The organism is Janthinobacterium sp. TPC_1, assembly GCF_056037845.1.
On the sequence record NZ_CP195157.1, the window covers coordinates 1,503,146 to 1,525,032 of the forward strand.

Sequence of the window (21,887 nt, forward strand, 5' to 3'; positions counted from 1 at the left end):
CTTGGGTTTTTTTCTACAAATTTGGTCGGAGTACAAGGATTCGAACCTTGGACCCCCTGGTCCCAAACCAGGTGCGCTACCGGGCTGCGCCACACTCCGAAGACCAAGATAATACAGGCCGTATCGACTTCGGTCAAGGGTCAGGTGAAACTCTGTGTAAATTATTTACGCGCGGCACTGGAACCCATGTATTTTTCAAAACGATACAAGTATGCGACACTGGCTTGGCAAGTTTTCCCGATCAGACATGAAGGCGACGACGGCAATGGATTTCAGTATAGAAAGAAGCGGCGGCGGCCAGCCCATGCCGAATCGCCGCGGCATCGCGCTGGGCGTCGGCGTATCCTTGCTGCTGCATGGCGCCCTGATCTACCTGTGGCGCCACGTGCAGCCAGCCGCGCTGCCGGATGCCGCGCCGCGCGTGGAATCGATCGCCGTGTGGATACGTCCGCTGGCCGCCAAGCCCCCGCCGCCGCCTGTCGAGGTGGTCAAGCCGAAGCGAGAAGCCAAACCCGTCAGCAAGCCGACACGCGCCACTGTCCGCGAAACGCCAGCAGCGGCCACAACACCAGCGGCCAGCCCGCAAGCCATCACGGTCGTCCCGGCCACGCCGGCAGCCAGTCCCGACACCTTCAGGCAAGAAACTCCGGAAACGCCGAAATTCGATATGGAAGCGGCCAAACGCACGGCGCGCAAGATGGCGGGCGAGCGCGACCCGTCCAAGGTGGGCACGGCCGTGGGACAAATCCCCGACAAGCCCCTGCAAACGGAAACCCAGCTGGCGCGCGACATCGCCCAAGGCAAGCGCGGCGATTGCCGCACCGCCTATTCCGGCGCAGGCTTGCTGGCGCCCGTGCTGATGTTGCTGGACAAGAAGGATAGCGGCTGCAAGTGGTGATGGCCTGCTTGACTATACCCATATTGGGTACTATCATACCCAATATGGGTACTTTCGCAGATACATTGTTTTCCAAGACACAGCAGCGCGTGCTGGCTTTGCTCTTTGGCCAGGCACAACGGTCTTTCTATGCGAATGAAATCATCGCCTTCGCGGCCATCGGCTCGGGCGCCGTGCAACGCGAACTGGCCAAGCTGGTGAAATCGGCCCTGGTGACCGTCAAGAAAGTGGGCAACCAGAAGCATTACCAGGCGAATCACGATGCGCCGATCTTCGACGAGCTGCGCAGCATTGTGCTGAAAACCTTTGGCGTCGCCGATGTGCTGCGCGTCGCCCTGCAACCGTATTGGCAGGAAATCGACCTGGCCTTTGTGTACGGTTCGATGGCCAAGGGCACGGAACAGGCGCACAGCGACATCGACCTGATGGTCATCGGCAGCATGGCATCGAATGCCCAGTTGCTGGCAGCGCTGCAGCCTGCGCAGCAGCAGCTGGGCCGCAGCATCAACCCGACCTTGTATACGCGGGAAGAATGGCGGCAAAGAATAGACGACGGCAAGTCGTTCGTCGTGCGCATCCTCGAACAGCCCAAGATTTTTGTCAAAGGCTCCAACGATGACCTCACCGAACTCACAGGCGCTGGCGAACCTGGCGCGCATCGGCCAGCTCAAGGCTGAGCCAGCGGACGCACGCGAACGCGCAGGCTTGCTGCGCTCGGCCACCGTGCGCCTGCGCGATGCCAGGCAGCAGATACTGTCGCTGGAAAGCCGCTTCGACCTCGCGTATAACGCGGCACACGCGGCGGCCCTGTCTGCGCTGCGTCAACATGGTTATCGCAGCGACAACCGCTATCTCGTCTTTCAAAGCCTGGAACACACGCTGGGTTTCACGCCGCAGCAATGGCTGCTGCTAAATCAGGCCCACAAGAAGCGCAACCTGGCCGAATACGAGGGCGATCTCGATGTCACACAGGGTTTTGTCGACGAGTTGATCGAGCACGTGGAACAATTGCTTGCGGCGGCACAGGCACTCGATGTCCAGCCGCCGTCCTGATCGCCTTATTCCTGCCCCTTCAACTGCAACGCCCGCTCATACAGGGCATTTTTCTTGCGGCCCGTGATTTGCGCCGTCAGATTCGCCGCCTGCTTGACGCTGCATTCGGCCAGCAGGATATTGAGGATGCGTTCCGCTTCCACGTCTTCCGCGTCCTGCGCCTCGGTGGCCCCTTCCAGCAGGACGACGAATTCTCCCTTTTCGCGGTGCGCGTCGGCACGGATCCAGCTTTCCGCCTCGGACAGGGGGCAGCGGTGGATTTCCTCGAACAGTTTCGTCAGCTCGCGCGCGAACACCACCTGGCGCGTCGGCTCGAATGCTTCGGCCAGGGCCGTGGCGCAATCGAGGATGCGGTGCGGCGCTTCATAGAACACCATGGTGGCCGTCACGCCGCGCAAGCCGTGCAAGATGTTTTCGCGCTGCTTGGCCTTGGCCGGCAGGAAGCCGACAAAGTAGAACTGGTCATTCAACAAGCCGCTGGCGGAGATGGCGGTGATCGCCGCCGACGGGCCGGGCAGGGGCAGCACGCGCAATCCCGCCGCGCGCACGGCGTCGACGATGCGCGCGCCGGGATCGGACACGGCCGGCGTGCCGGCGTCGGAAACGAGGGCGATGCGCTCGCCCGCCTGCAGGCGCGCGATCAAAGTCTGCGCCACTTCGCGTTCGTTATGTTGATGTGCCGCAATCAATGGCTTGTTCAAGCCGAAGCGCGTCAGCAGGTGCGCGGTGTTGCGCGTATCTTCACAGGCGACGGCGTCGGCAAGGCTCAGCAAGTGCAGCGCGCGCAGGCTGATATCGGTCACATTACCGATGGGCGTGGCCACTATATACAATGTTGCGATAGGATAGACCTGGTGCGCCGCCTCTGTCATGATGGGCAGGCTGGCGATGGAACTGATTTCTTGTACGGTCATTTTGGAGGTTAAATGCTTGCTAATAGTGTGAAGTTACTGCTTGTTTGTGCCGCGACCGGCATGCTGAGCGCTTGCAGCACGCCTTGCGACGCGCCCGGGCAATTGTGCGCGCCTATTGAATCTAACACAAGGGCGCTGCCGCCACCGAAGCCGCTGCCGCCTCCCGTGCCGCCCAAGCCGCCCGCGCCCGAACCGGTGACGTTTGCCGTCGCCGTGCCCGATATTACCGCGTACGACGGCAGCGGCGCGCCGCTGGCGCCCATCACCACCAAGCCGGCCACGGGCACGCCACAGGACATGCCGGCCGCCACGGCGCCGGCGCCATCCGACGGCAATGTCCACCACATCGGCCTGCTGCTGCCGCTGCGCTCCGCTTCCCTGGGGCCGGCCGCCGAATTGCTGCGCGCCGGCTTCATGGCCGCGTATGAGCGCGACCGCAGCGGCTTCGAAGTGACGGTGATCGACACGGGCGACGGCAGCAGCGACGTGCTGAACAAGTTTGCGCAAGCGCAAGAGGAACAGGACGTCGTCGTCGGTCCCTTGTCGCGCTCGGCCGTGACGGCCGTGGCGAACAGCGATCTGGTGCGCAAACCGACGATCGCCCTGAACCACCCGGACAACCGCGGCGAAGCGCGCCTGCCGGCCAAGCTGCTGGTGATGGGCCTGTCGATCGAGGCGGAAGCGCGCCAGGTCGCCGCCTGGGCCGCCAGCGAACAGCCGGGCGCCAGCGCGCTGATCCTGTCGGCCGGTTCGCCCTCGCAGCGCCGCGTCAGCGCCGCCTTCAAGCAGGAATGGCTGCGCCAGGGCGGCAAGGTCGATGCGATGGACTTGACGGCCACGAATGGCTACCTGAGCGATGCGGAACTGGTGCAGCTGCGCGCGCGCCTGGCCGCGACGCCCCCGGGCCTGCTGTTTGCCGCGCTCGACGCCGACCAGGCGCGCCAGCTGCGCGTGGCCATCGGCAGCGATCTGCCCCTGTATGGCACCTCGTCACTGAATCCCGGCGCGCGGGCGCGGCGCCAGCGGGCCTGAACTGGACGGTGCGCGCCTGCTGGACTTGCCCTGGCAAGTGCAGCGCGACCATCCGCAAGTGATGGTGTATCCGCAGCCGCCGCAGTCAGGCGACGTCCGCCCGACGGCCGACATGGAACGCCTGTACGCGCTGGGCATCGATGCCTTCCGCGTGGCGCGCGAAGTGGCGCTGCGGCCGAATGCCCCATTCACGCTCGATGGCGTGACGGGCCGCCTGGCCGTGCGCTTTGAGAACGATCAAAGCGTGTTCGAACGCACGGAGCAAGCCGCCACCTACCAGCAGGGCGTGCTGGGCACCTGGCCGCCGGCCCCGCCGGCCGCGCCGCCAGTACAATAAGGACACGGCCATGCCGCCCTTCGCTTTCTGGAACAAACGGGAACAGGGACGGCAGGGGGAAGACGATGCGCTCGCGTATCTGCTGCTGCAAGGCCTGGTACTTCTGGAACGCAACTATCTGTGCAAGGGCGGGGAACTCGACCTGATCATGCGCGACGGCGCCGCCATCGTCTTCGTCGAAGTGCGGCTGCGCAGCAGTACAGCCTTCGGCGGCGCCCTGGCCAGCATCACGCCGGCCAAGCAGCGGCGCATGGTCGTGGCCGCGCAAACCTGGCTGCAGGGGCAAAAGAGCTTGCCGCCGTGCCGCTTCGACGCGCTGGCCATCGACGGCGGACGGATCAGCTGGCTGAAGAACATCCTCGATATGTAAGCATTTTTAACAGTGCTTGTCCGCCATGCCGCGCGCCTGCACTATAATCGGCAGACTATGAATAATCAACGCATCCTCTCGCACTTCCACGAAAGTGCCGAACTCAAGATCCAGGCCGCCACCGTGCTGGCGCAACCCATTGCGCAGGCGATCGACCTGATGTTTTATGCATTGTCCAACGGCAACAAGATCCTCGCCTGCGGCAACGGCGGTTCCGCCGCCGACTGCCAGCATTTCGCGGCCGAGCTGGTCGGACGCTTCGAACGCGAGCGCTTTCCGCTGCCGGCCCTGGCGCTGACGACCGATACGTCGATCCTGACGGCCGTGGCCAACGACTACAGCTACCGCGAAATCTTCTCGAAGCAGGTACAGGCCTTCGGCCAGGCCGGCGACATCCTGCTGGCCATCTCCACGTCGGGCAATTCGGCCAACGTGATGGCGGCCGTGGAAGCGGCGCTCGAGCGCGAAATGCGCGTCGTGGCGCTGACGGGCAAGGACGGCGGCGCCATCGGCAAGATGCTGACGGACGCCGACGTGCATATCTGCGTGCCGGCCGAACGCACGGCGCGCATCCAGGAAGTCCATCTGACCACCATACATTGCATCTGCGACGGCATCGACGTCGCGCTATTCGGAGGAGACGTGAATGACTAAATTCGGTACTGGCCCAGGCTGGAAACGCGTACAACGCCCGCTGGCCACCGCACTCTTGTGCGGCGCCATGCTCACTTCGCTCACCGGCTGCATCGAACTGATGGTCGGCGGCGCGGTGATGGGCGGCGTTGCCGCGGCGGACCGCCGCACCCTGGGCGCCCAGACCGAAGACAAGTCGATCGCCCTGAAAGGCGAATCGCGCATTCCCTCCATCGTCGGCGATGCCGGCCACGTGAATGTCACCAGCTTCAACCGCCGCGTCCTGCTGACGGGCGAAGTGCGCGACGAGGCGATGAAAAATGCCGTCGAGCGCGAAGTGCGCAATATCGAGGGCGTGGAATCGGTGGCGAATGAACTGATCATCGCCGGCCCGGCCAGCTACACCTCGCGCTCGAACGATGCGCTGATCACCACCAAGGTCAAGGCCAGCCTGGTCGACATGAAAACCATCTCGGCCGCCTCGTTCAAGGTCGTCACGGAAAACGGCACCGTCTTCCTGATGGGCCGCGTGACCCAGCGCGAAGGCACGGTCGCGGCCGACGTGGCGCGCGGCGTGGGCGGCGTGCAGAAAGTGGTCAAGCTGTTCGACTACATTTCGGAAGCGGAATTGAAGCAATTGCAGCCCGATCCGCCGCAACAGCGCACGACGAACACGGTCAGCGATACGGTCCAGCAATAAGCGCCTCCGCCGTTTGACCTACGGCGCCAGACTGGCGATGCGTCTATAATGGCCGCATCGTTGCTCTACATTAGTGAAACTTTGCCATGTCAACTTCGCCCTCCGCAAGCAAGTCCTGGATCAAGCCAGCCCTGATCGCCGTCTTCGTGGCGGGCGTGGCGGCAGCCGGCTATCTGTCGCTGAATGACAAGCAACGCGCGCCAGACGTGACCTTCCACGGCATCCATGGCGAGAAAATCACCTCCGCCAGCCTGCGCGGCAAGGTCGTGATGGTCAATTTCTGGGCCACCTCGTGCACTACTTGCGTGGCGGAAATGCCGGAAATGGTCGACACCTACAACAAGTACAAGGGGCAGGGACTGGAATTCGTGGCCGTGGCCATGAAATACGATCCGGCCAACTACGTGCTGAACTTCGCCGAAACGCGCCAGCTGCCGTTCAAGGTGGCGCTCGACGTGACGGGCGAGGCGGCCAAGGCCTACGGCGACGTGGCCCTCACGCCCACCACCTTCGTGCTCGACAAGCAGGGCAAGATCCTCAAGCGCTACGTGGGCAAGCCGGAATTTGCCGAACTGCATAAACTGCTCGAAACGGCCATCGCCGGTTAAGACACCGCGCAAACACGGCGCAAAACCCTGTTGCCAAGCGTTGTCAATCTGTTATAACCTTCCCAGGCGTGATCCCATTCACCTTGTGAAGGCCAGCCGTGTCCCCAGCCGCTCAATCGCTCGACCCGCAGCAACTCAAAGCCTGGCTGCTTGCCACCGGGAACAAGGACGCCACGGCGTTCCGCCAGCTGTATACTTCTACCTCATCGAAACTGTTTGGCTTCGCGCTGCGTATATTGCATAAGCAAGAGCTCGCTGAAGAAGCCTTGCAAGAGGGGTTCGTCGCCATCTGGAACAACGCCGCCGCTTACCAGAGCCATCTGGCGGCGCCGATGACCTGGATGGCCACCATCGTGCGCAACAAGGCGTTCGATGTGCTGCGGCGCAGCGACGATACCGTGGAAATCGATGCCGAACAGTTTGATAGCGAAGTCATGAATGCACTCCGGGACCCCCAGGCCACGCCGATCGAGTCGCTGCAACTGAGCGGTGACGCCAAGGCGCTGGCGTTTTGCATGTCCGCCCTGGAAGGGCTGCACCGGCAGGTGGTCGCCCTGGCGTTCTATCACGACCTGTCGCACAGCGAAGTGGCGCAGCAGATGTCGCTGCCGATCGGCACCGTGAAGACGTGGATACGCCGCAGCCTGGAACGGCTGCGCACGTGCCTGGCGAAACGGGAGGCATCATGAATATCCGCGGCAATGACGCGCTGCGCCAGAAACTGGCGTCCGAATACGTGCTGGGCACCCTGAAAGGGGGCGCTCGGCGGCGTTTCGAAGGCTGGCTGCACAACGACGCCGATTTGCGCAATATCACGGCCGAATGGCGCCAGCGCCTGGAACCGATGGCGGAATTCACCACGCCCGTGGCGCCGCCCAGGCGCGTGTGGCAACAGATCGAGCAGCGCCTGCACCTGAAGCCGCAGGGGGGCTGGTCCTTGTTCGGCGATGCGCTGTCGTTCTGGCGCGGCCTGGGCATGGCGTCGAGTGCCATCGCCGCCTTGCTGGTGATCGTCTTGGCCACGCGCGTGATGGAGGCGCCGCAGATCAGCTATGTGGCCAGCCTGACGGACGAAAAAGCGCAAACGGCCCTGCTGCTGACGGCCGACAGCCGCCACGGCGCGCTCGAAGTGCGCATGGTGGGCAACGCGCCCGTGCCAAGTGATAAGGATCTGGAACTGTGGGCCGTGCCGAAGAGCGGCAACCCCCGTTCGCTCGGCTTGCTGGCCGACAAGGGCAATATAAAACTGGCCCTGTCGCAGCGCGCCCTCGGCAACGACGTGGCATTGCTGGCCGTTACCCTGGAACCGAAAGGCGGTTCGCCGGATCCGAACGGACCGACGGGACCAATCTTGTATAAAGGTAACTGGGTGAAAATCTAGCGAACCCAAAAGCAAGAACCGGGGTCGTACCCTGCAGGGTACGACCCCAGATTTTGTCCTTCGGGTTATTTGGGATATAAAATCATCTGCGTGCAGCGAAACAGGGCGATGGTCTTGCCCGTTTCCTTGCTTTTCACCACGGCATCCCACACTTGCGTGTTGCGGCCCTTGTGCTCGACCTTGGCCGTGCACGTGAGCGTGCCTTCGCGGGCCGTGCCCAGGTGGTTCGATTTCAGTTCGATGGTGGTGAAATTCGTCGCGCCTTCGGGCAGGTTGACGATGCAACCGTAGCCGGACGCCGTGTCGGCCAGGGTCACGACGCTGCCCGCGTGCAGGTAGCCGTTCGGCGCCAGCAAATGCGGCAGCACGGGCAATTCCGCCGTCAGCTGGCCGTCGCCCACGGCCGTGATGACGATGCCCAGGTGGCCGGGCAGGCGGCCGGTGCCGCGTTCATTCAACATTGCTACGGTGATGTCGGGATTGCTCATGCTGGTCCTTGTGCGGGTGAGTCCGGACAGTGGATACGCCGGAAAATACTATGATGATAGCAACTTTCCCCGCAACGGTTTGACCGCAGCTATTTTTTGCCGCGCCGCCGTTTCCACCACACCAGGGTGCCCGTCAGCAGGAACAGCAAGGGCATCAAACCGAAGACGGTAATGAAGGCGCGTCCGGCCACGCCGAACGCCTGGCCCGAATGCAGGGGGAATTGCCAGCCCAGGAAGACATCGCCGGCCGGCGCCCGCAAGGGATCGCGTATGCGCAGGGGCAAGCCGCTGCGCGCGTCCAGGGTGATGCGGGTGGCGCCGTCGCCGTGGGCGATTTCACCGGGCTGGCGCACGCGCACGTCGTACGGCTGGTCCTTCTTGCCCGGCAGCACGATGCGCGACACGCGCGCCTGCGGGTACAGCTGCTGCGCGGCGGCCATGGCCTGGCCCGCATCGAGCACGGTGCCGTCCCGCGCCACATTTTTCAATTTTGCCGTATCCGGCACCGTCGACACGAGCTCCACCAGCGGCACGATCAATTGCGGCAAATTGAAATAGATGCCGGAAAAGGCGAGCACGGCCAGCACGGGCGCGGCAAAGAAGCCCGCCGCCTTGTGAAACGTGTAATTAAAACGCGGCCAGGAGCCACCATGCGACACGGTCAGGGCGCGCTTGATCGCCGTCCACTGCAGGCGCGGCCACCACAGGTAAATGCCGCTCAGGGCCATCAGCAGCATGGCCACGCCGGAAATGCCCGTAATGGTCTTGCCCGCGTCGCCGGACAATAAATAACGGTGCAAATGAAACATGCCCGACATCAGCAATGGCCGCGTGAGGCCGAAGCGCCCCCAGTCGCGCTCGCCTTTGACTTGCAGGGTGTAGGGGTCGACCATCACCTGGCGCACGATGGCCTGGCTAAACGGGGACGGTTTGCCGGCCTGGCGGTACGAGGCCACGTACACGTCGCGCGCGTCGGCGGGCGGATTGAGCTGGCTCGGCTTGCCATAGGCGGGATCGGCCGCTAGCCCGTCCACCACCGCCTGCACCGTGCGCGGCGTCACCTGGAACACCTGGCCAGGCGCGGGCGTGCTCGCCTGCAACAAGGTCGGATTCAGATACGCGTCGAGTTCCGGCATCCAGGCGATGGCGGAGCCCGTCAAGCCCAGCAGGACGAACAGGGCGCCGAACCACAGCCCCACGTACAGGTGCAGTTTGCTGAGCAACCACTTGATCGGGCGTCGGGACATGGAAACTTTGGGAAATTTGGGCTGCGGAACGATAGCATGAAAGCCCGACAGTGAAAATCATGCGCGGCCAGAAAGCGGCAAACCACACAACACGCTCATGGCAACGTTGGAAATAGGAGAAAACGAGCGTTTCGGCACCATCAGCGAGCGCATCGGCATCGTGGGTAAATGTTGCACGGCATACACTTTCCCCTATACTTATCGAAAGGAAAACCATGAACCCCTCCCGCCTCCTCGCCGCCACCTTGGGCCTCTCGCCCTTCACCTGGGCACCCACGCCGCCGATTTCACGGTGACCAGTACCGACATCGCCCCTGGCCAGCGCCTGGTGCCCGCGCAAGTATTCCAGGGCTTCGGCTGCACGGGCGGCAACCTGTCGCCGCAATTGTCGTGGAGCAACGCGCCGGCCGGCACGAAAAGCTACGCCATTACCCTGTACGACCCGGACGCGCCCACGGGCAGCGGCTGGTGGCACTGGAGCGTGTTCAATGTGCCGACCAGCACCACGTCCTTGCCTGCGGGAACGACAACCGCCACCTTGCCGGCCGGCGCCGTGCAAGGGCGCAACGATTACGGCGACAGCGCCTACGGCGGCGCCTGCCCGCCACCGGGCGACAAGGCCCACCGCTACCAGATCACGGTCTGGGCGCTGAAAACAGACAAGCTGCCGCTGGACCGGCACGCCAGCGGCGCCATGCTCGGCTACATGCTCAACGCCAACGCACTGGGCAAGGCACAGCTGACGGGACTGTATGGCCGATGACATGGAAGCGGTAGCCCTGAGCGAGCTGCGCATCGCCCACGGCACCATCGAGGCACGCCGCGCGCAAAACCTGCGCCGCGTGCCCGTCTTCCAGAGCGCCCTGTGCCGCGTGCGGCAGGGAACGAAACTGCTGGAATGGGGCGCCCGCCAGGCCCGCGCCGGCACGCACGACGTGGTGCTGATGCCGGCCGGGCAGGAACTGGGCGTGGCCAACCTGCCCGGCGCGCAAGGCTACCGGGCCGAAGTGCTGAGTTTTTCGCCGGCCCTGATCGCCCGTTTCCGCGCGCGCCACGGCGGCCTCGTCGACAACCAGCTGCGCCAGGCGGCCACGGCCAGCCTGTGCGTGCCGCTCGATGCCCACGCGGCGCTGGCCTGGGACCAGCTGACGGCCAGCCTGGCCAGCAGCACGCCGCCCGCGCTGCTGGCGCACCAGGCGGAAGGCTTGCTGCTGGCCCTGGCACTGGGCGGCCATTGCGGCCCGCTGCTGCGGACCGCCGCGATCCGCTGGCCGCGCGCGTGCAGCAAGTGCTGCTGCTGGATCCGGGCGCCGACTGGAGCGTGGCCAAGGTCGCCAGCCATCTGCACCTGGGCGCCTCGACCCTGCGCCGCCAGCTGGCTCTGGAACAGCGCCATTTCCGCGCCATCCTGGAAGACGTACGGCTGGGACTGGCCTTGCAGGAATTGCAATCTGGCATCTTGCCCATCGGCGACATCGCGGCCGCCTGCGGCTACGCCTCGCCCTCGCGCTTCGCGGCCCGTTTCCGTCAGCATTACGGCCTGTCGCCGCGCGAGCTGCGCGCCACCGTGTAAGGGCGCGCTGGCGCAAATCACGCAACAAGCGCTGACAAGGCGGCGATTTTCTTGCTACTATGCGCCCATGTCTTCCCGCCAGCCATCCCGCAAGCCTTACCCGGCGTCCGCCCTCGCGCGCACGCCGTGGCAGCTGTGCGTGGCGCTGTTCAGTGCGCTGGCCCTCGTGTTCCTGCTGTCGACGGCCGCCTCGCACCTGCACAAGACGACGCTCGACGCGGAAGAGTGCGCGCTGTGCGCCACGGTCATCGACAAGGTGGCCGACATCGCCGTGCCGCCGGCCATCGCCGAGCCGCCCGCCCAGTTACTGCCGTACCGCCTGCTGGCCCTCGCGCCCGCCACCCTGGCGCCCGTCGCCGCCCTCGTCCTGCCGCCCGTGCGCGGCCCGCCTGCCGCCTCACTGTAGTTCCCACGCTGTTTTTATCCTTTTCAGGCTGCCCCTTGCCGCACTTTGATGCGCGCCGGGCCGCCTGGCGTTGACTATTTTCGAGGTTTACCATGCAACACACACCACGCCTGAGCGCGCTGTCGCTCGCCCTTGCCAGCCTGTTTACCGTTTCCGCCCACGCCGCCGAGCCGGCCGAAGCCACTAGCGATGGCGCCCCGCCAGAAATGCAAAAGGTGGAAGTCACCTCCGCCCATCTGAAAAGCGCGCGCATCGCGCTGTCGCCGAAAATCGGGCACCACCATCTACAGCATCGACAGCCACATGGTCGACATGCTGGGCCAGGGCGACAACACGCCGTTCAATGAAGTGCTGCTGCGCCTGCCGGGCGTGTCGCAGGATTCGAAGGGCTCGGGTGCCCTGCACGTGCGCGACGACCATGCCAACGTGCAATATCGCATCAATGGCGTGCAACTGCCCGAAAGCATCAGCGGCTTCGGCCAGTCGATCGACACGCGCTTGATCGACAAGACGGATTTCATGACGGGCGCCTTGCCGGCCCAGTTCGGCCTGCGCACGGCCGGCATCGTCGATATTGAAACGAAGGAAGGCGGCTTGAGCCCTGGCGGGCGCATCGGCATCATGGTCGGCAGCCACGACCACGTGGAGCCGAGTGCCGAATTTTTCGGCAGCGTCGGCAAGTTCAATTACTACCTGTCCGGCAGCTACCTGGGCAATTCCCTGGGCGTGGAAAACCCGCAAGCCACGCGCAGCGCCCTGCACGACAAGACGCGCCAGAACAAATCGTTCGGCAGTCTGTCGTATTTCCTCGATGACAATACCCGCCTGGGCGCCATGTTCGGCACGTATAACGGCCGCTTCCAGATCCCGAACAACCCGGACCAGGCGCCGGGCTTCTCGCTGGCCGGCCACAGCGATGCACAGGCGGGCACGTCCACGCTGCCGTCGTCGCAGCTGAATGAAAACCAGCGCGAAGTGAACCGTTTTCTCGTGCTGTCGCTGCAAAAAAGCCTGGGCGACGTGAATTATCAGGTATCCGCCTTCCACCAGTATTCGGAACTGCATTTCACGCCCGACGCCATCGGCGACCTGATCTACAACGGCGTGGCCTCGGACTCGCGCCGCGCCAACAGCGCTTCCGGTGCCCAGTTCGACATCAGCTACAAGCTGCACCAGGACCACACCGTGCGCGCGGGCCTGGCCTACACGCGCCAGAAGACGACCAGCGACAACACGGTGGCCGTCTTCCCGAGTATTGACGGGGCGCAAACCTCCACCACGCCGGTCAGCATTCTGGATAACAGCGGCAAGACGGGTACCCTGGCCAGTGTCTATCTGCAGGATGAATGGCATATCAGCAAGCCATTGACCCTGAACTACGGCGCCCGCTTCGACAAGGTCTCGGCCTACACGAACGAGCAGCAATGGAGCCCCCGCGTCAACCTGGCGTACCAGATCGCGCCCGGTACGGCCCTGCACGCGGGCTATTCGCGCTACTTCACGCCGCCGCCGCAGGAACTGGCGGCGCAGGGCAGCATCGACCTGTACGCGAACACGACGAATGCGCCGGAAATCGGCCAGTCCGACAACGTCAAGGCCGAGCGCACGCACTACTATGACGTGGGCATCAGCCACCAGGTGAGTTCAAAACTGACCGTGACGGCCGATGTGTACTATAAAAAGATCAACAACCTGCTCGATGAAGGCCAGTTCGGCCAGGCATTGATCCTGACCCCGTTCAACTATGCGGACGGCTATGCCAAGGGCCTGGAATTGTCCGCCATCTACAGCGAGAAAAACTGGGGCCTGTTCCTCAACGCCAGCACGCAAAAGGCGCAGGGGCGCAACATCAATTCGGGGCAAGCCCTGTTTGGCGCCGATGAGTTGAACTACATCAGCAAGAACTATGTCTACCTCGATCATGACCAGAAATACACGCTGTCCGGTGGCGGCCATTATCACTTCGGCGATTCGCAAGTGAGCGCTGACTTCCTCTACGGCAGCGGCCTGCGCATGACACCGGACGGCGGCGCACCGAATTCCGGCCATTTGCCGAGCTACTTCACCGTCAACACGGCGCTCACGCACACATGGAAAAAAACACGCCGCTCGGCAAGGTGGAAGGACGGCTGGCCCTGATCAACCTGTTCGACAAGTCGTACCTGCTGCGCGACGGTTCCGGCGTGGGAGTGGGAGCGCCGCAGTATGGCGCCCGCCGCAGCATTTACGCAGGCCTGTCGACCAGTTTTTAACCGTTACCACCGTTACGCGCGAAGAGACAGCGGCAGGGAGCAACGCCTGCCGCTGTCGGTTGCCGTCAGGAATCAGCCATCACCCCAGGCGATAGGCGCCTGGCCATGCGCCTGCAGATACGCATTCGTCAAGCTGAACGGCTTGCTGCCAAAGAAACCTTTGCTGGCCGACAATGGCGAAGGGTGGGGCGCCACCAGCACCAGGTGCTTGCCGGGGTCGATCAGGCTGCGCTTGGCTTGCGCATAGCCGCCCCACAGGATGAACACCAGGTGTTCGCACTCGGCGGACAGGTGGCCGATGGCGCTGTCCGTCAGCTTTTCCCACCCCTTGGCCGCGTGCGAACCGGCCGCCCCGGCGCGCACCGTCAGCACGCTGTTGAGCAAGAACACGCCTTGCTCGGCCCAATCGGACAAATCCGTGCGCGTGCGCGCCACGCCCACGTCCGTGGATAATTCCTTGAAGATATTCTGCAGGCTAGGCTGCGGCGGCGTGCCTTCGGGAATCGAAAAGCACAGCCCCATGGCGGCGCCCGGCGTGTGATACGGGTCTTGCCCCAGGATCACCACCTTGACTTGCCCGAACGGCGTCAGGTCGAAGGCGCGAAAAATGAGTTTACCGGGAGGACAACACGGCCCCGCCGCGTACTCTTCCTTGACGAAGGCGGCCAGGCGTTCCCAGTAAGGCTGGGCAAACTCCCCCTCCAGCCGCGCCTTCCACGATGCGTCGATGCGTACGTCCATGCGTCACCTCATAGCCTATTCGTCAACCATGCTTTTTCAGCATGCCAGTATAGGACGCTCAGCCGCATGAGGTGGACACGATACGAACAGGCAAAAAAAAAAAGCCGCCACGCGATCGCGGGCGGCTTTGATCTGGCGCAAGCTGCTTAGAAATTCAGCGCCGATTCCACGCCGGCGCTGTGCGCCTGTTCATCCGCATGGTACGAGCTGCGCACCATGGCGCCCACGGCGGCGTGGGTGAAGCCCATTTTATAGGCTTCTTCCTCGAACATTTTAAACACGTCCGGGTGCACGTAGCGGCGCACGGGCAGGTGGCTGTTCGATGGCGCCAGGTACTGGCCGATGGTCAGCATGTCGATATCGTGCTCGCGCATGTCGCGCATCACTTGCAGGATTTCCTCGTCCGTCTCGCCCAGGCCCACCATGATGCCGGACTTGGTTTTGACGTCCGGGTACATGGCCTTGAAATCTTTCAACAATTTCAGCGAGTGCATGTAGTCGGAGCCGGGACGCGCTTCCTTGTACAGGCGCGGCGCCGTTTCCAGGTTGTGGTTCATGACGTCAGGCAAGCCATCCTTGAACAAATTCAACGCTTTTTCCAGGCGGCCACGGAAGTCCGGCACCAGCACTTCGATGCGGGTGTTCGGCGACAGGGCGCGCGTTTGCTGGATGCACTCGACGAAATGGCCGGCGCCGCCGTCGCGCAAGTCATCGCGGTCGACGGAGGTGATGACGACGTAGTTCAGGCGCAGCTTGGCGATGGTTTTCGACAGGTTGGCCGGCTCGTCCTTGTCCAGCGGGTCCGGACGGCCATGGCCGACGTCGCAGAACGGGCAGCGGCGCGTGCACTTGTCGCCCATGATCATGAAGGTGGCCGTGCCCTTGCCGAAACATTCGCCGATGTTCGGGCAGCTGGCTTCCTCGCACACGGTCACGAGTTTGTTTTCGCGCAGGATATCCTTGATTTCATAGAAGCGGGTCGAAGCCGACGCGGCCTTGACGCGGATCCAGTCCGGCTTTTTCAGGCGCTCGACTTGCTCGATCGGAATGATCTTGATCGGGATGCGCGAAGTCTTGCTGGCGCCTTTTTGCTTTTCGCTCGGGTTGTACGCAGGAGCGGCAGTAGCGGCGGGGGCGGTGCTGGAAATGGTCTCAGAAGTCATGGCTGCAAGCCCTTGACGGGCATGTTGGTTTGTTTGCTCAGGCATCCGCTGCCTGAGGCGCGCCTGCGGCGCTGTTTACTTCGCTTACATCGAGTAATACGGTCAATTCCTGGGCCAGCCCGCTGCACCTCGGCCAGCGGCGCCACCACGCCCATGCTGCGCATGTCCACCGTCTTCAGGCCGGAATAGCCGCAAGGGTTAATCCAGGAAAACGGCGCCAGGTCCATCGCCACGTTGAGCGATACGCCATGGTAGGTGCAGCCGTTGCCGCGCACTTTCAACCCCAGCGCGGCGATCTTCGCACCCTTGTCTGGCCCGCCGGCAATATAGATGCCGGGCGCGCCATCGATGCGCTCGCCAGCGAGATTATACGCCGCCAGCACGTTGATGATGGCTTGCTCGATTTTATGCACGAACTGGCGCGCATACAGCTTGCCGCCCGGCTTGTTGCGGCGCAAGTCCATCAGCAGGTAAATCACCACCTGGCCGGGGCCGTGGAACGTCACTTCGCCGCCCCGGTCCGTCTGCACCACGGGGATCGCATCTGCCCCGGCCAGCAGGTGGCCGCGGTCGGCCGCCAGGCCCAAAGTAAATACGGGCGGATGCTCGACGATCCACAGTAGTTCGTCGCGCGTGTCGGTCGTGCGCGCGTCGGTAAAGGCGCGCATGGCGGCAAAGGTCGGCTCGTAATCGACGCGGCCCAGCTCGCGGATCAGCGCCGTTTCGGTGCGGGTGGTGGTCATGACGGATTCTGTAATCAGCTGCCGGCGCCCTGCGGACGCTGCGGCGAAGCCGTGATTATAAGCCAGGCCGCCGTTTCATTCAGCCGCGGGCGCCGGCGGCAGCAGCAACCTGCCCAATTTTTGCGCAGCATGGCGTATCTGGGCGGCATTCAGGGCCGTGTAGCCGAGCAGCACGGCCGGCGCCAATTTTGCGCTGTGACAAAAATCACCGAGCGGCTGCAGCGCCAGCCCCTCCTGCGCCGCGCGCGCGCAAAAGGCCCGCTCGTCAGTATCCGGCGGCAGCCACAGCACGCAATGAAAACCCGCCTGCTGGCCGGAAATCGCGTAACGCCCGGGCGCCGTCTGCTCGAGGCAGGCCAGCAGCAGGTCGCGCCGCTCCTTGTAGGCCAGCCGCGCCTGGCGCAGATGGCGCACGAAGGCGCCTTCCTCCATCCAGGCGGCCAGCGCCAGCTGTTCCGTCACGCCCACGGAGCGGCCCGTCAACTGCACGATGCGCAGCAGTTGCGGGCGCAATGCGGGCGGCAGCACCATGAAACCCACGCGCAGGCCGGCAAACAGGGTCTTATTAAAACTGCCACAATAAATCACGCGCTGGTACTGGTCCAGCGCCTTCAGGGCCGCCAGCGGCGCGCTCTGGTAATTGAATTCGCTGTCGTAATCGTCTTCCACCACCCAGGCGCCGCTGTCGTTCGCCCATTCCAGCAAGGCCAGGCGGCGCGTGACGGACATGGTCACGCCCAGCGGCGACTGGTGCGCCGGCGTCACGTAGGCGAGGCTGGCATCAGTGTGCGCGGCCAGCGCGGCGCAATCGATGCCCTCGGCGTCGACGGCAATATCCACCGGCACGGCGCCGGCCAGGGCGAACAGGGCGCGCGCGGCCGGGTAGCCCGGTTCTTCCAGGCACACCTTGTCGCCATCGCGCACGATGCTGCGCGCCAGCAAGTCGATCGCGTGGCGGATGCCGGTCGTGACGACGATGTCGTGCGGATCGCAGCGGATGCCGCGGTACTTGGCAAGGAAATCGGCGATCTGCTGGCGCAGCTGGGGCAGGCCGGCAGGATCGGCGCTGCACAGCTGTTCCGGCGTGGCGGCGGCCAAGGCCCGCGTGGCGCACTTGGACCAGGCGGCCATGGGAAACAGGCTGGCGTCGGCGCGCCGCGCCACGAAGGGCAAGCCGTCGCGCACGCCCGTGTCCGGGGCGGGTACGTGCGCGCTGGCCGGTGCGGCCGGAGTGGTTTCTGCAAATCCTGCCATCAAAAAACGCTCCGGCACGACGGCGCACACGCGCGTGCCGGAACCGGGCACGCGCGTCACGTACGCTTCCGCGTGCAGGCGGTCGAACACGGTTTCGATGGTGCCGCGCGACAACTCCCACCGTTCCGCCAGGGTGCGGCTCGATGGCAGCCGGCTGCCGGCCGGCAGCATCTTCGTCAGGATGGCCGAGCGCAGCGCTTCATACGCGCCATCCTGCTTGTTGACGCCTGCCTTGTCGAGCCAGCTGGTCGGGCGAGGCAAGTCCAGGGCGTGTGGTGATTTTCCTCGCGGCATGATAATCGTCCAAGTGGTCCAATGAATTTTCTGATGACTGGCACTTCGCATTACACCACAACCATCCTATTCTCACCGTTCCGGTGCGCCAGCGGGGCGCATCATGCAATCTTACGTTTGGAAAAAATGGTCAAAAACACATCCCTGCCGCTGTGGGCCTGGGGCGGCATCGTGCTGCTGCTGGTCTGCCTGTCGCGCATCAGCATCGACATCTATCTGCCTTCGCTGCCGGCCATGGCCGATGCCCTGCATGCCAGCGATGCCCAGTTGCAACTGACCCTGAGCCTGTTCATGGCCGGCTCGGCCGCTTCGATGCTCGCTTGCGGGCCGCTGGCCGACCGCTACGGGCGCCGCCCCGTGCTGCTGGCCGGCACGGGCATTTTTGTGCTCGCCAGCATCGTCTGCACCGTGACTTCCGACGTGCACGTGCTGATCGCCGCGCGCGTGCTGCAGGCGTTCGGCGGCTGCAGCGGCACCATCATCGGCCGGGTCATGGTGCGCGACCGCTTCGACCCCGCCACGCAGGCGCGCATGCTGGGGCAAATCTCGATGGTGATGGGCTTGTCGCCTATCCTGGCGCCGCTGGCCGGCAGCGTGCTCGACGCGGCCTTCGGCTGGCGCGCCGTGTTTGGCGTGCTGTGCCTGCTGGGCGCGCTGTCGCTGTGGCTGATCGCCGCGTACGTGCCGGAAACCAAGCCGGCCAGCGTCGTACCACAGGGCAATACCCTGGCGCTGTACTACCGCCTGCTGGGCGACAGATATTTCCTGCGCTATGCGCTGGCCATCGGCTGCGTGTATTGCACCTATTTCCCGTTCATCGCGGAATCGTCGTGCTGTTGCAAAGGGGCATGCACCTGTCGCCCGGCGCGTATGCGCTGGTGTTCGGCCTGACGGTGAGCGGCTATATCGCGGGGTCGAGCCTGTTCCGCGCGCTGGGACCGCGCCTGGGCGCCGATCACATGCTGGGCGTGGCGGTACTGATCAATGTGGCGGGGGCGGCCAGCCTGTTGCTGGCGGGTACGTTGGCGCCGCGGCACGTGGCGTCGCTGGTGGCGCCCATGCTGCTGGTGATGGTGTCGGTGGGCATGGCGATTCCCGCCTGCCAGCTGGCCGTGCTGCAGCCGTATGGCGCCCAGGCGGGCAGCGCCTCGGGCCTGTTCTTCTTCGTGCAGATGGCCATTACGGCCGCCTGCGGCGCCGTTATCGCCGCCATCACGGATGGCAGCGAAAAACCGCTGCTGTGGGTGACGGCGGCGGCCAGTGGCGCTTTTGCCGCCGTCTGGCTGCTCACGAAGAGCCGGGCCAGCGTGGCGGCAGCCAGCCTTACATGACGATCTTCACCATCGGGTGGCCCGACAGCGCCATGTACAGGGCGTCGAGCTGCTCGCGGCTGATGGCGCGCACGGTGACGGTCAGGCCCGTGTAATTGCCCTTGCCCGATGGGCGCTCTTCCATGCGGCCAGCGTGGAAGGTCGGATCGTGGCTGATGACCAGTTCCAGCATGGTCGGCGCGAAGTCGACATGCGTCGGGCCCATGATCTTGATGGGAAAATCGCTCGGGTATTCGATCAGCGATTCGCTGGGAGGAATCGTCACTTCGGTCGGTGGGGTGGTTTGCATGGGAAATCCAATCAGTGCCGGTCAGAACAGGCGGCGCAGCGTACATCGCGCGGCGGCTGCATAAAAGCGTATTGTAGCCAACTTTGGCGGCACTTGCGCCCGCCGCCATGGCGCCAGGGGCGCGGAAAAAAAAAGCCAGCTGGGTAAGCTGGCAAAAAACTATTTCGTTTGGACAAAATAGCCGGAAAATCGGTGCTGTCAGCCGCGTCGCATTGCGCTGTCTTGCAATGACTCCACTGTAGACAAAACACCGCGGCTTGACCGCTGAAATGTGACGAACTGTCGGTTTGGCGGCTTGAACGTCGATAATCCATGACCGGACGGACAAGCGGCCAGCGCCAGCGGCCCGTTCAGCGCTCCGCTTCCTGCATCCGGCCACCGCGGCCAGGCCCGCCGCGCTCCTTGCCTCTTTCATTCCCTCTTTCATTGCCCCGCTCATGATTCCTGGCACGCTCGCCGCCGCGCGCTTCCTGTGCCGGGCCGGCGGCAGGGGCTGGCATCGGCGGCGCGGGCCGCGGCTGGGCCACGGGCGGCGGGGCAGGCAAGGACGGCGGCGACGCCGTCTGCAGCACTTCGCGGCGGGGGCCGCGTTCTCCGCGCTCTGCACGCTCCCAGCGGCTGCCGTCCGGGCGCGGCTGCGGCCGCTCGGCGCGGGACCGCTCTTCGCCACGCCAGCCGGGACGGGCCACCGGATCTTGCACCGGTGGCAAGGCCGGCACGGCCGGCATCACGGGCTGGGGCGGCACGGACGGCTGCTGAGGCCGTTGCGGCTGTTGCGGCACGGGCGGCCGGTTCGGCTGCATGGGACGCGGCGCCAGATGCGTCTGCCCATCGTCCGTCTGCAAGCGGCCGGGACGGTTGCCCCAGTCGCGGCGGAAACCGTCTTCCTGGCGCGGCATCCCGGCGGCGGGGCGCTGCCAGTTGCCCGCCGGCGCAGGCGGCGTGCTCAAGGGCATGCTTTGCAGCACGGGGGCGGGCATGATGGTGCGGTGACGGCGCGGCACGTCGACCGTGCGCGACCCGCCAAAACGCTCGCCCGGCAGCATCGTCATGCCTTCGCGGCGTTCGCGTTCGCCCGCCACGGATCGGCGTCCTTCCGCCACGCGGTTGATGCGGCGTTCATACTCCGCGCTGGCGCGGTAGCCAGGCACGTAGCGCTCGTGCGGCGACAGGGGGAACCAGCCCACGCCGGGGCGCTGGCCGTGATTGCCGCCGACCCAGCCCACCAGGGCCGGCGCCCACGGCACGCGGCCGCGCTCGCGCCCCGGCGCCCAGCCCCAGCGCTGGCCCAGCAGCACCCAGCGGCCGTAGTGCGAGGGCGCGTAGCCCCACGGCGCATTGTCGACCCAGGTCCAGCCCCACGGCGCGATCCACGTCCAGCGCCCGTCGCTGTACGGCGCCCAGCCGGCCGGCACGCTGCTCGGCAGCCACAGGGGGCCGTATTCCGCATCGTCCTGCCAGGCGCCGTAGCGGTCCAGCTCTTCATAGCCGGTGGTATCGTCCGTGACATAGCGCAAGGCCGGCGCCGCAGCGGGCAAGGCTTCGGGCCAGTTGTCAAACGCCACGCGCTGCACCGCGCCCGTGCGCAATTCCTCATCCGTCAGCTCGGCGCGCTTGCCTGCACGCAAGGTGACGCTGCCCGTCGCGCCATCCACGTCGGCCGCCCCTTCGAGCACGCTGACGACGCTGGTGCCGGGCTGGCGCCCCGCCTCGATGCGCACCCAGCCCGGCTGGGTCAGGATCACGCGCGCCTGGGCCGTGGTCAGCTCGAAACCGCGCAGCGCGTCCGGGTTGCGCACGCGCACGCTGACGGTGCCATAGCTGAGGTGCAATTTGAAACTGTCGTCATCGAGCTCGCTCACTTCCAGCTCGGAATCGCCATCGAGGCGCACGGCGGCCGCGCCCACGCGAAACTCGGCCAGCGCGCCGCGCATGGTGCTGAGCCGGTTATCCGTCGTGACAGGCCAGTTCAGCAAGGCGTTTTGCGCCTCGCCATCGCCGGCGCGCACCAGTACCTGCCCTTCGACGGTGGAAATACGCCCCACGCGGGCGGGCGGGTCCTGCGCCAGGGCCAAGGCGCACGCCGACGACAGCAGCACGGCGCACACGGTGTTCAGCAGGGGGAGAGACAGGGTCGGACGCATGGCGCGCTCCAGGCAGGACGGACAGAAATGAAAGAT

26 protein-coding genes, 1 tRNA gene and 1 pseudogene are annotated in these 21,887 nt (G+C 64.9%); 18 read left to right on the top strand and 10 right to left on the bottom strand.

Translation table 11 applies throughout. The annotated features are described in order from the left end of the window. Positions 1-22 precede the first annotated feature (22 nt). A tRNA-Pro gene (locus tag ACQVLG_RS07280) sits at positions 23-99 on the bottom strand. 205 nt (positions 100-304) lie between these two features. Between ACQVLG_RS07280 and ACQVLG_RS07285 the strand changes: the two genes are divergently transcribed. From ACQVLG_RS07285 to ACQVLG_RS07295, 3 genes are all read left to right on the top strand, one after another. Continuing rightward, positions 305-898, top strand: coding sequence for a hypothetical protein (locus ACQVLG_RS07285; RefSeq protein WP_474293668.1), 594 nt, complete (start codon positions 305-307; stop codon positions 896-898). 89 nt (positions 899-987) lie between these two features. Continuing rightward, positions 988-1,575, top strand: a complete 588-nt coding sequence (locus tag ACQVLG_RS07290; RefSeq protein WP_474293670.1) for a nucleotidyltransferase domain-containing protein — start codon at positions 988-990, stop codon at positions 1,573-1,575. Then, positions 1,514-1,951, top strand: a complete 438-nt coding sequence (locus ACQVLG_RS07295) for a hypothetical protein (RefSeq protein ID WP_474293672.1) — start codon at positions 1,514-1,516, stop codon at positions 1,949-1,951. The genes ACQVLG_RS07290 and ACQVLG_RS07295 overlap by 62 nt, the downstream gene beginning before the upstream one ends. A gap of 5 nt (positions 1,952-1,956) precedes the next feature. Here the strand turns inward: ACQVLG_RS07295 and rsmI are convergent, their stop codons facing one another. After that, complete coding sequence (gene rsmI / locus ACQVLG_RS07300) at positions 1,957-2,865, bottom strand: 16S rRNA (cytidine(1402)-2'-O)-methyltransferase (protein WP_474293674.1); 909 nt, start codon at positions 2,863-2,865, stop codon at positions 1,957-1,959. A 165-nt stretch (positions 2,866-3,030) separates the two neighbouring features. Here rsmI and ACQVLG_RS07305 point away from each other — a divergent pair, with 165 nt between their 5' ends. From ACQVLG_RS07305 to ACQVLG_RS07340, 8 genes are all read left to right on the top strand, one after another. Continuing rightward, positions 3,031-3,897: a penicillin-binding protein activator gene (locus ACQVLG_RS07305; RefSeq protein WP_474293676.1), complete on the top strand. Its 867-nt coding sequence runs from the start codon at positions 3,031-3,033 to the stop codon at positions 3,895-3,897. A 25-nt stretch (positions 3,898-3,922) separates the two neighbouring features. Then, positions 3,923-4,234 carry a hypothetical protein gene (locus ACQVLG_RS07310; RefSeq protein WP_474293678.1) on the top strand — a complete coding sequence of 104 codons (312 nt, stop codon included), beginning with the start codon at positions 3,923-3,925 and terminating at the stop codon, positions 4,232-4,234. Positions 4,235-4,244: 10 nt separating this feature from the next. Then, positions 4,245-4,604 carry a YraN family protein gene (locus ACQVLG_RS07315; protein ID WP_474293680.1) on the top strand — a complete coding sequence of 120 codons (360 nt, stop codon included), beginning with the start codon at positions 4,245-4,247 and terminating at the stop codon, positions 4,602-4,604. Between the two features lie 57 nt (positions 4,605-4,661). After that, complete coding sequence (locus tag ACQVLG_RS07320; protein WP_034752465.1) at positions 4,662-5,258, top strand: phosphoheptose isomerase; 597 nt, start codon at positions 4,662-4,664, stop codon at positions 5,256-5,258. Further along, the gene (locus tag ACQVLG_RS07325) at positions 5,251-5,937 is read left to right on the top strand and encodes a BON domain-containing protein (RefSeq protein WP_230540020.1); all 687 of its coding nucleotides are present in this window, start codon (positions 5,251-5,253) and stop codon (positions 5,935-5,937) included. Before ACQVLG_RS07320 ends, ACQVLG_RS07325 begins: the two co-directional genes overlap by 8 nt. Before the next feature lie 86 nt (positions 5,938-6,023). After that, positions 6,024-6,545 carry a peroxiredoxin family protein gene (locus ACQVLG_RS07330; protein WP_474293683.1) on the top strand — a complete coding sequence of 174 codons (522 nt, stop codon included), beginning with the start codon at positions 6,024-6,026 and terminating at the stop codon, positions 6,543-6,545. Positions 6,546-6,643: 98 nt separating this feature from the next. Continuing rightward, positions 6,644-7,234 (top strand): sigma-70 family RNA polymerase sigma factor, encoded by a 591-nt coding sequence (locus tag ACQVLG_RS07335; protein WP_230540022.1) that lies wholly within the window; start codon positions 6,644-6,646, stop codon positions 7,232-7,234. Next, a complete protein-coding gene (locus ACQVLG_RS07340) occupies positions 7,231-7,926 on the top strand; it encodes an anti-sigma factor (protein ID WP_474293685.1) in 696 nt (231 codons plus the stop codon). Before ACQVLG_RS07335 ends, ACQVLG_RS07340 begins: the two co-directional genes overlap by 4 nt. Positions 7,927-7,991: 65 nt before the next feature. On the opposite strand, the gene ACQVLG_RS07345 is transcribed toward ACQVLG_RS07340, so the two are convergent. Together ACQVLG_RS07345 and ACQVLG_RS07350 are read right to left on the bottom strand one after the other, a co-directional pair. Continuing rightward, the gene (locus tag ACQVLG_RS07345) at positions 7,992-8,414 is read right to left on the bottom strand and encodes a PaaI family thioesterase (RefSeq protein ID WP_070288962.1); all 423 of its coding nucleotides are present in this window, start codon (positions 8,412-8,414) and stop codon (positions 7,992-7,994) included. An 89-nt stretch (positions 8,415-8,503) separates the two neighbouring features. Further along, the gene (locus ACQVLG_RS07350; RefSeq protein ID WP_474293688.1) at positions 8,504-9,661 is read right to left on the bottom strand and encodes a PepSY-associated TM helix domain-containing protein; all 1,158 of its coding nucleotides are present in this window, start codon (positions 9,659-9,661) and stop codon (positions 8,504-8,506) included. A 292-nt stretch (positions 9,662-9,953) separates the two neighbouring features. Between ACQVLG_RS07350 and ACQVLG_RS07355 the strand changes: the two genes are divergently transcribed. The 6 genes from ACQVLG_RS07355 (at position 9,954) to ACQVLG_RS07380 (ending at position 13,892) form a co-directional block, all read left to right on the top strand. Then, complete coding sequence (locus ACQVLG_RS07355) at positions 9,954-10,424, top strand: YbhB/YbcL family Raf kinase inhibitor-like protein (RefSeq protein ID WP_474293690.1); 471 nt, start codon at positions 9,954-9,956, stop codon at positions 10,422-10,424. Positions 10,425-10,559: 135 nt separating this feature from the next. After that, positions 10,560-11,234, top strand: coding sequence for a helix-turn-helix transcriptional regulator (locus ACQVLG_RS07360; RefSeq protein WP_474293692.1), 675 nt, complete (start codon positions 10,560-10,562; stop codon positions 11,232-11,234). A 67-nt stretch (positions 11,235-11,301) separates the two neighbouring features. Continuing rightward, entirely contained in the window at positions 11,302-11,640 is a 339-nt protein-coding gene (locus ACQVLG_RS07365; RefSeq protein ID WP_474293694.1) for a hypothetical protein, read from the top strand. Between the two features lie 92 nt (positions 11,641-11,732). After that, a complete protein-coding gene (locus tag ACQVLG_RS07370) occupies positions 11,733-11,987 on the top strand; it encodes a hypothetical protein (protein WP_474293696.1) in 255 nt (84 codons plus the stop codon). Further along, positions 11,944-13,779 carry a TonB-dependent receptor gene (locus ACQVLG_RS07375; protein ID WP_474293698.1) on the top strand — a complete coding sequence of 612 codons (1,836 nt, stop codon included), beginning with the start codon at positions 11,944-11,946 and terminating at the stop codon, positions 13,777-13,779. Before ACQVLG_RS07370 ends, ACQVLG_RS07375 begins: the two co-directional genes overlap by 44 nt. Continuing rightward, the gene (locus ACQVLG_RS07380) at positions 13,731-13,892 is read left to right on the top strand and encodes a hypothetical protein (RefSeq protein WP_474293700.1); all 162 of its coding nucleotides are present in this window, start codon (positions 13,731-13,733) and stop codon (positions 13,890-13,892) included. The genes ACQVLG_RS07375 and ACQVLG_RS07380 overlap by 49 nt, the downstream gene beginning before the upstream one ends. Before the next feature lie 72 nt (positions 13,893-13,964). Here ACQVLG_RS07380 and ung read toward each other — a convergent pair whose 3' ends face one another. From ung to pdxR, 4 genes are all read right to left on the bottom strand, one after another. Beyond that, entirely contained in the window at positions 13,965-14,633 is a 669-nt protein-coding gene (gene ung / locus ACQVLG_RS07385; RefSeq protein ID WP_474293702.1) for a uracil-DNA glycosylase, read from the bottom strand. A gap of 146 nt (positions 14,634-14,779) precedes the next feature. After that, positions 14,780-15,796, bottom strand: a complete 1,017-nt coding sequence (lipA, locus tag ACQVLG_RS07390) for a lipoyl synthase (protein ID WP_474293704.1) — start codon at positions 15,794-15,796, stop codon at positions 14,780-14,782. Further along, positions 15,793-16,539, bottom strand: coding sequence for a lipoyl(octanoyl) transferase LipB (gene lipB, locus ACQVLG_RS07395; RefSeq protein ID WP_474293707.1), 747 nt, complete (start codon positions 16,537-16,539; stop codon positions 15,793-15,795). Before lipB ends, lipA begins: the two co-directional genes overlap by 4 nt. Before the next feature lie 75 nt (positions 16,540-16,614). Continuing rightward, positions 16,615-18,087: a MocR-like pyridoxine biosynthesis transcription factor PdxR gene (gene pdxR / locus ACQVLG_RS07400; protein WP_474293710.1), complete on the bottom strand. Its 1,473-nt coding sequence runs from the start codon at positions 18,085-18,087 to the stop codon at positions 16,615-16,617. A gap of 126 nt (positions 18,088-18,213) precedes the next feature. On the opposite strand from pdxR, the pseudogene ACQVLG_RS07405 reads away from it, so the two are divergent. After that, a pseudogene (locus ACQVLG_RS07405) lies at positions 18,214-19,418 on the top strand (multidrug effflux MFS transporter). Here ACQVLG_RS07405 and ACQVLG_RS07410 read toward each other — a convergent pair. Then, positions 19,411-19,707, bottom strand: a complete 297-nt coding sequence (locus tag ACQVLG_RS07410; protein ID WP_070257888.1) for a DUF493 family protein — start codon at positions 19,705-19,707, stop codon at positions 19,411-19,413. The pseudogene ACQVLG_RS07405 and the gene ACQVLG_RS07410 overlap by 8 nt on opposite strands. 350 nt (positions 19,708-20,057) lie before the next feature. After that, a complete protein-coding gene (locus ACQVLG_RS07415) occupies positions 20,058-21,851 on the bottom strand; it encodes a DUF6600 domain-containing protein (protein ID WP_474293712.1) in 1,794 nt (597 codons plus the stop codon). Positions 21,852-21,887 lie beyond the last annotated feature (36 nt).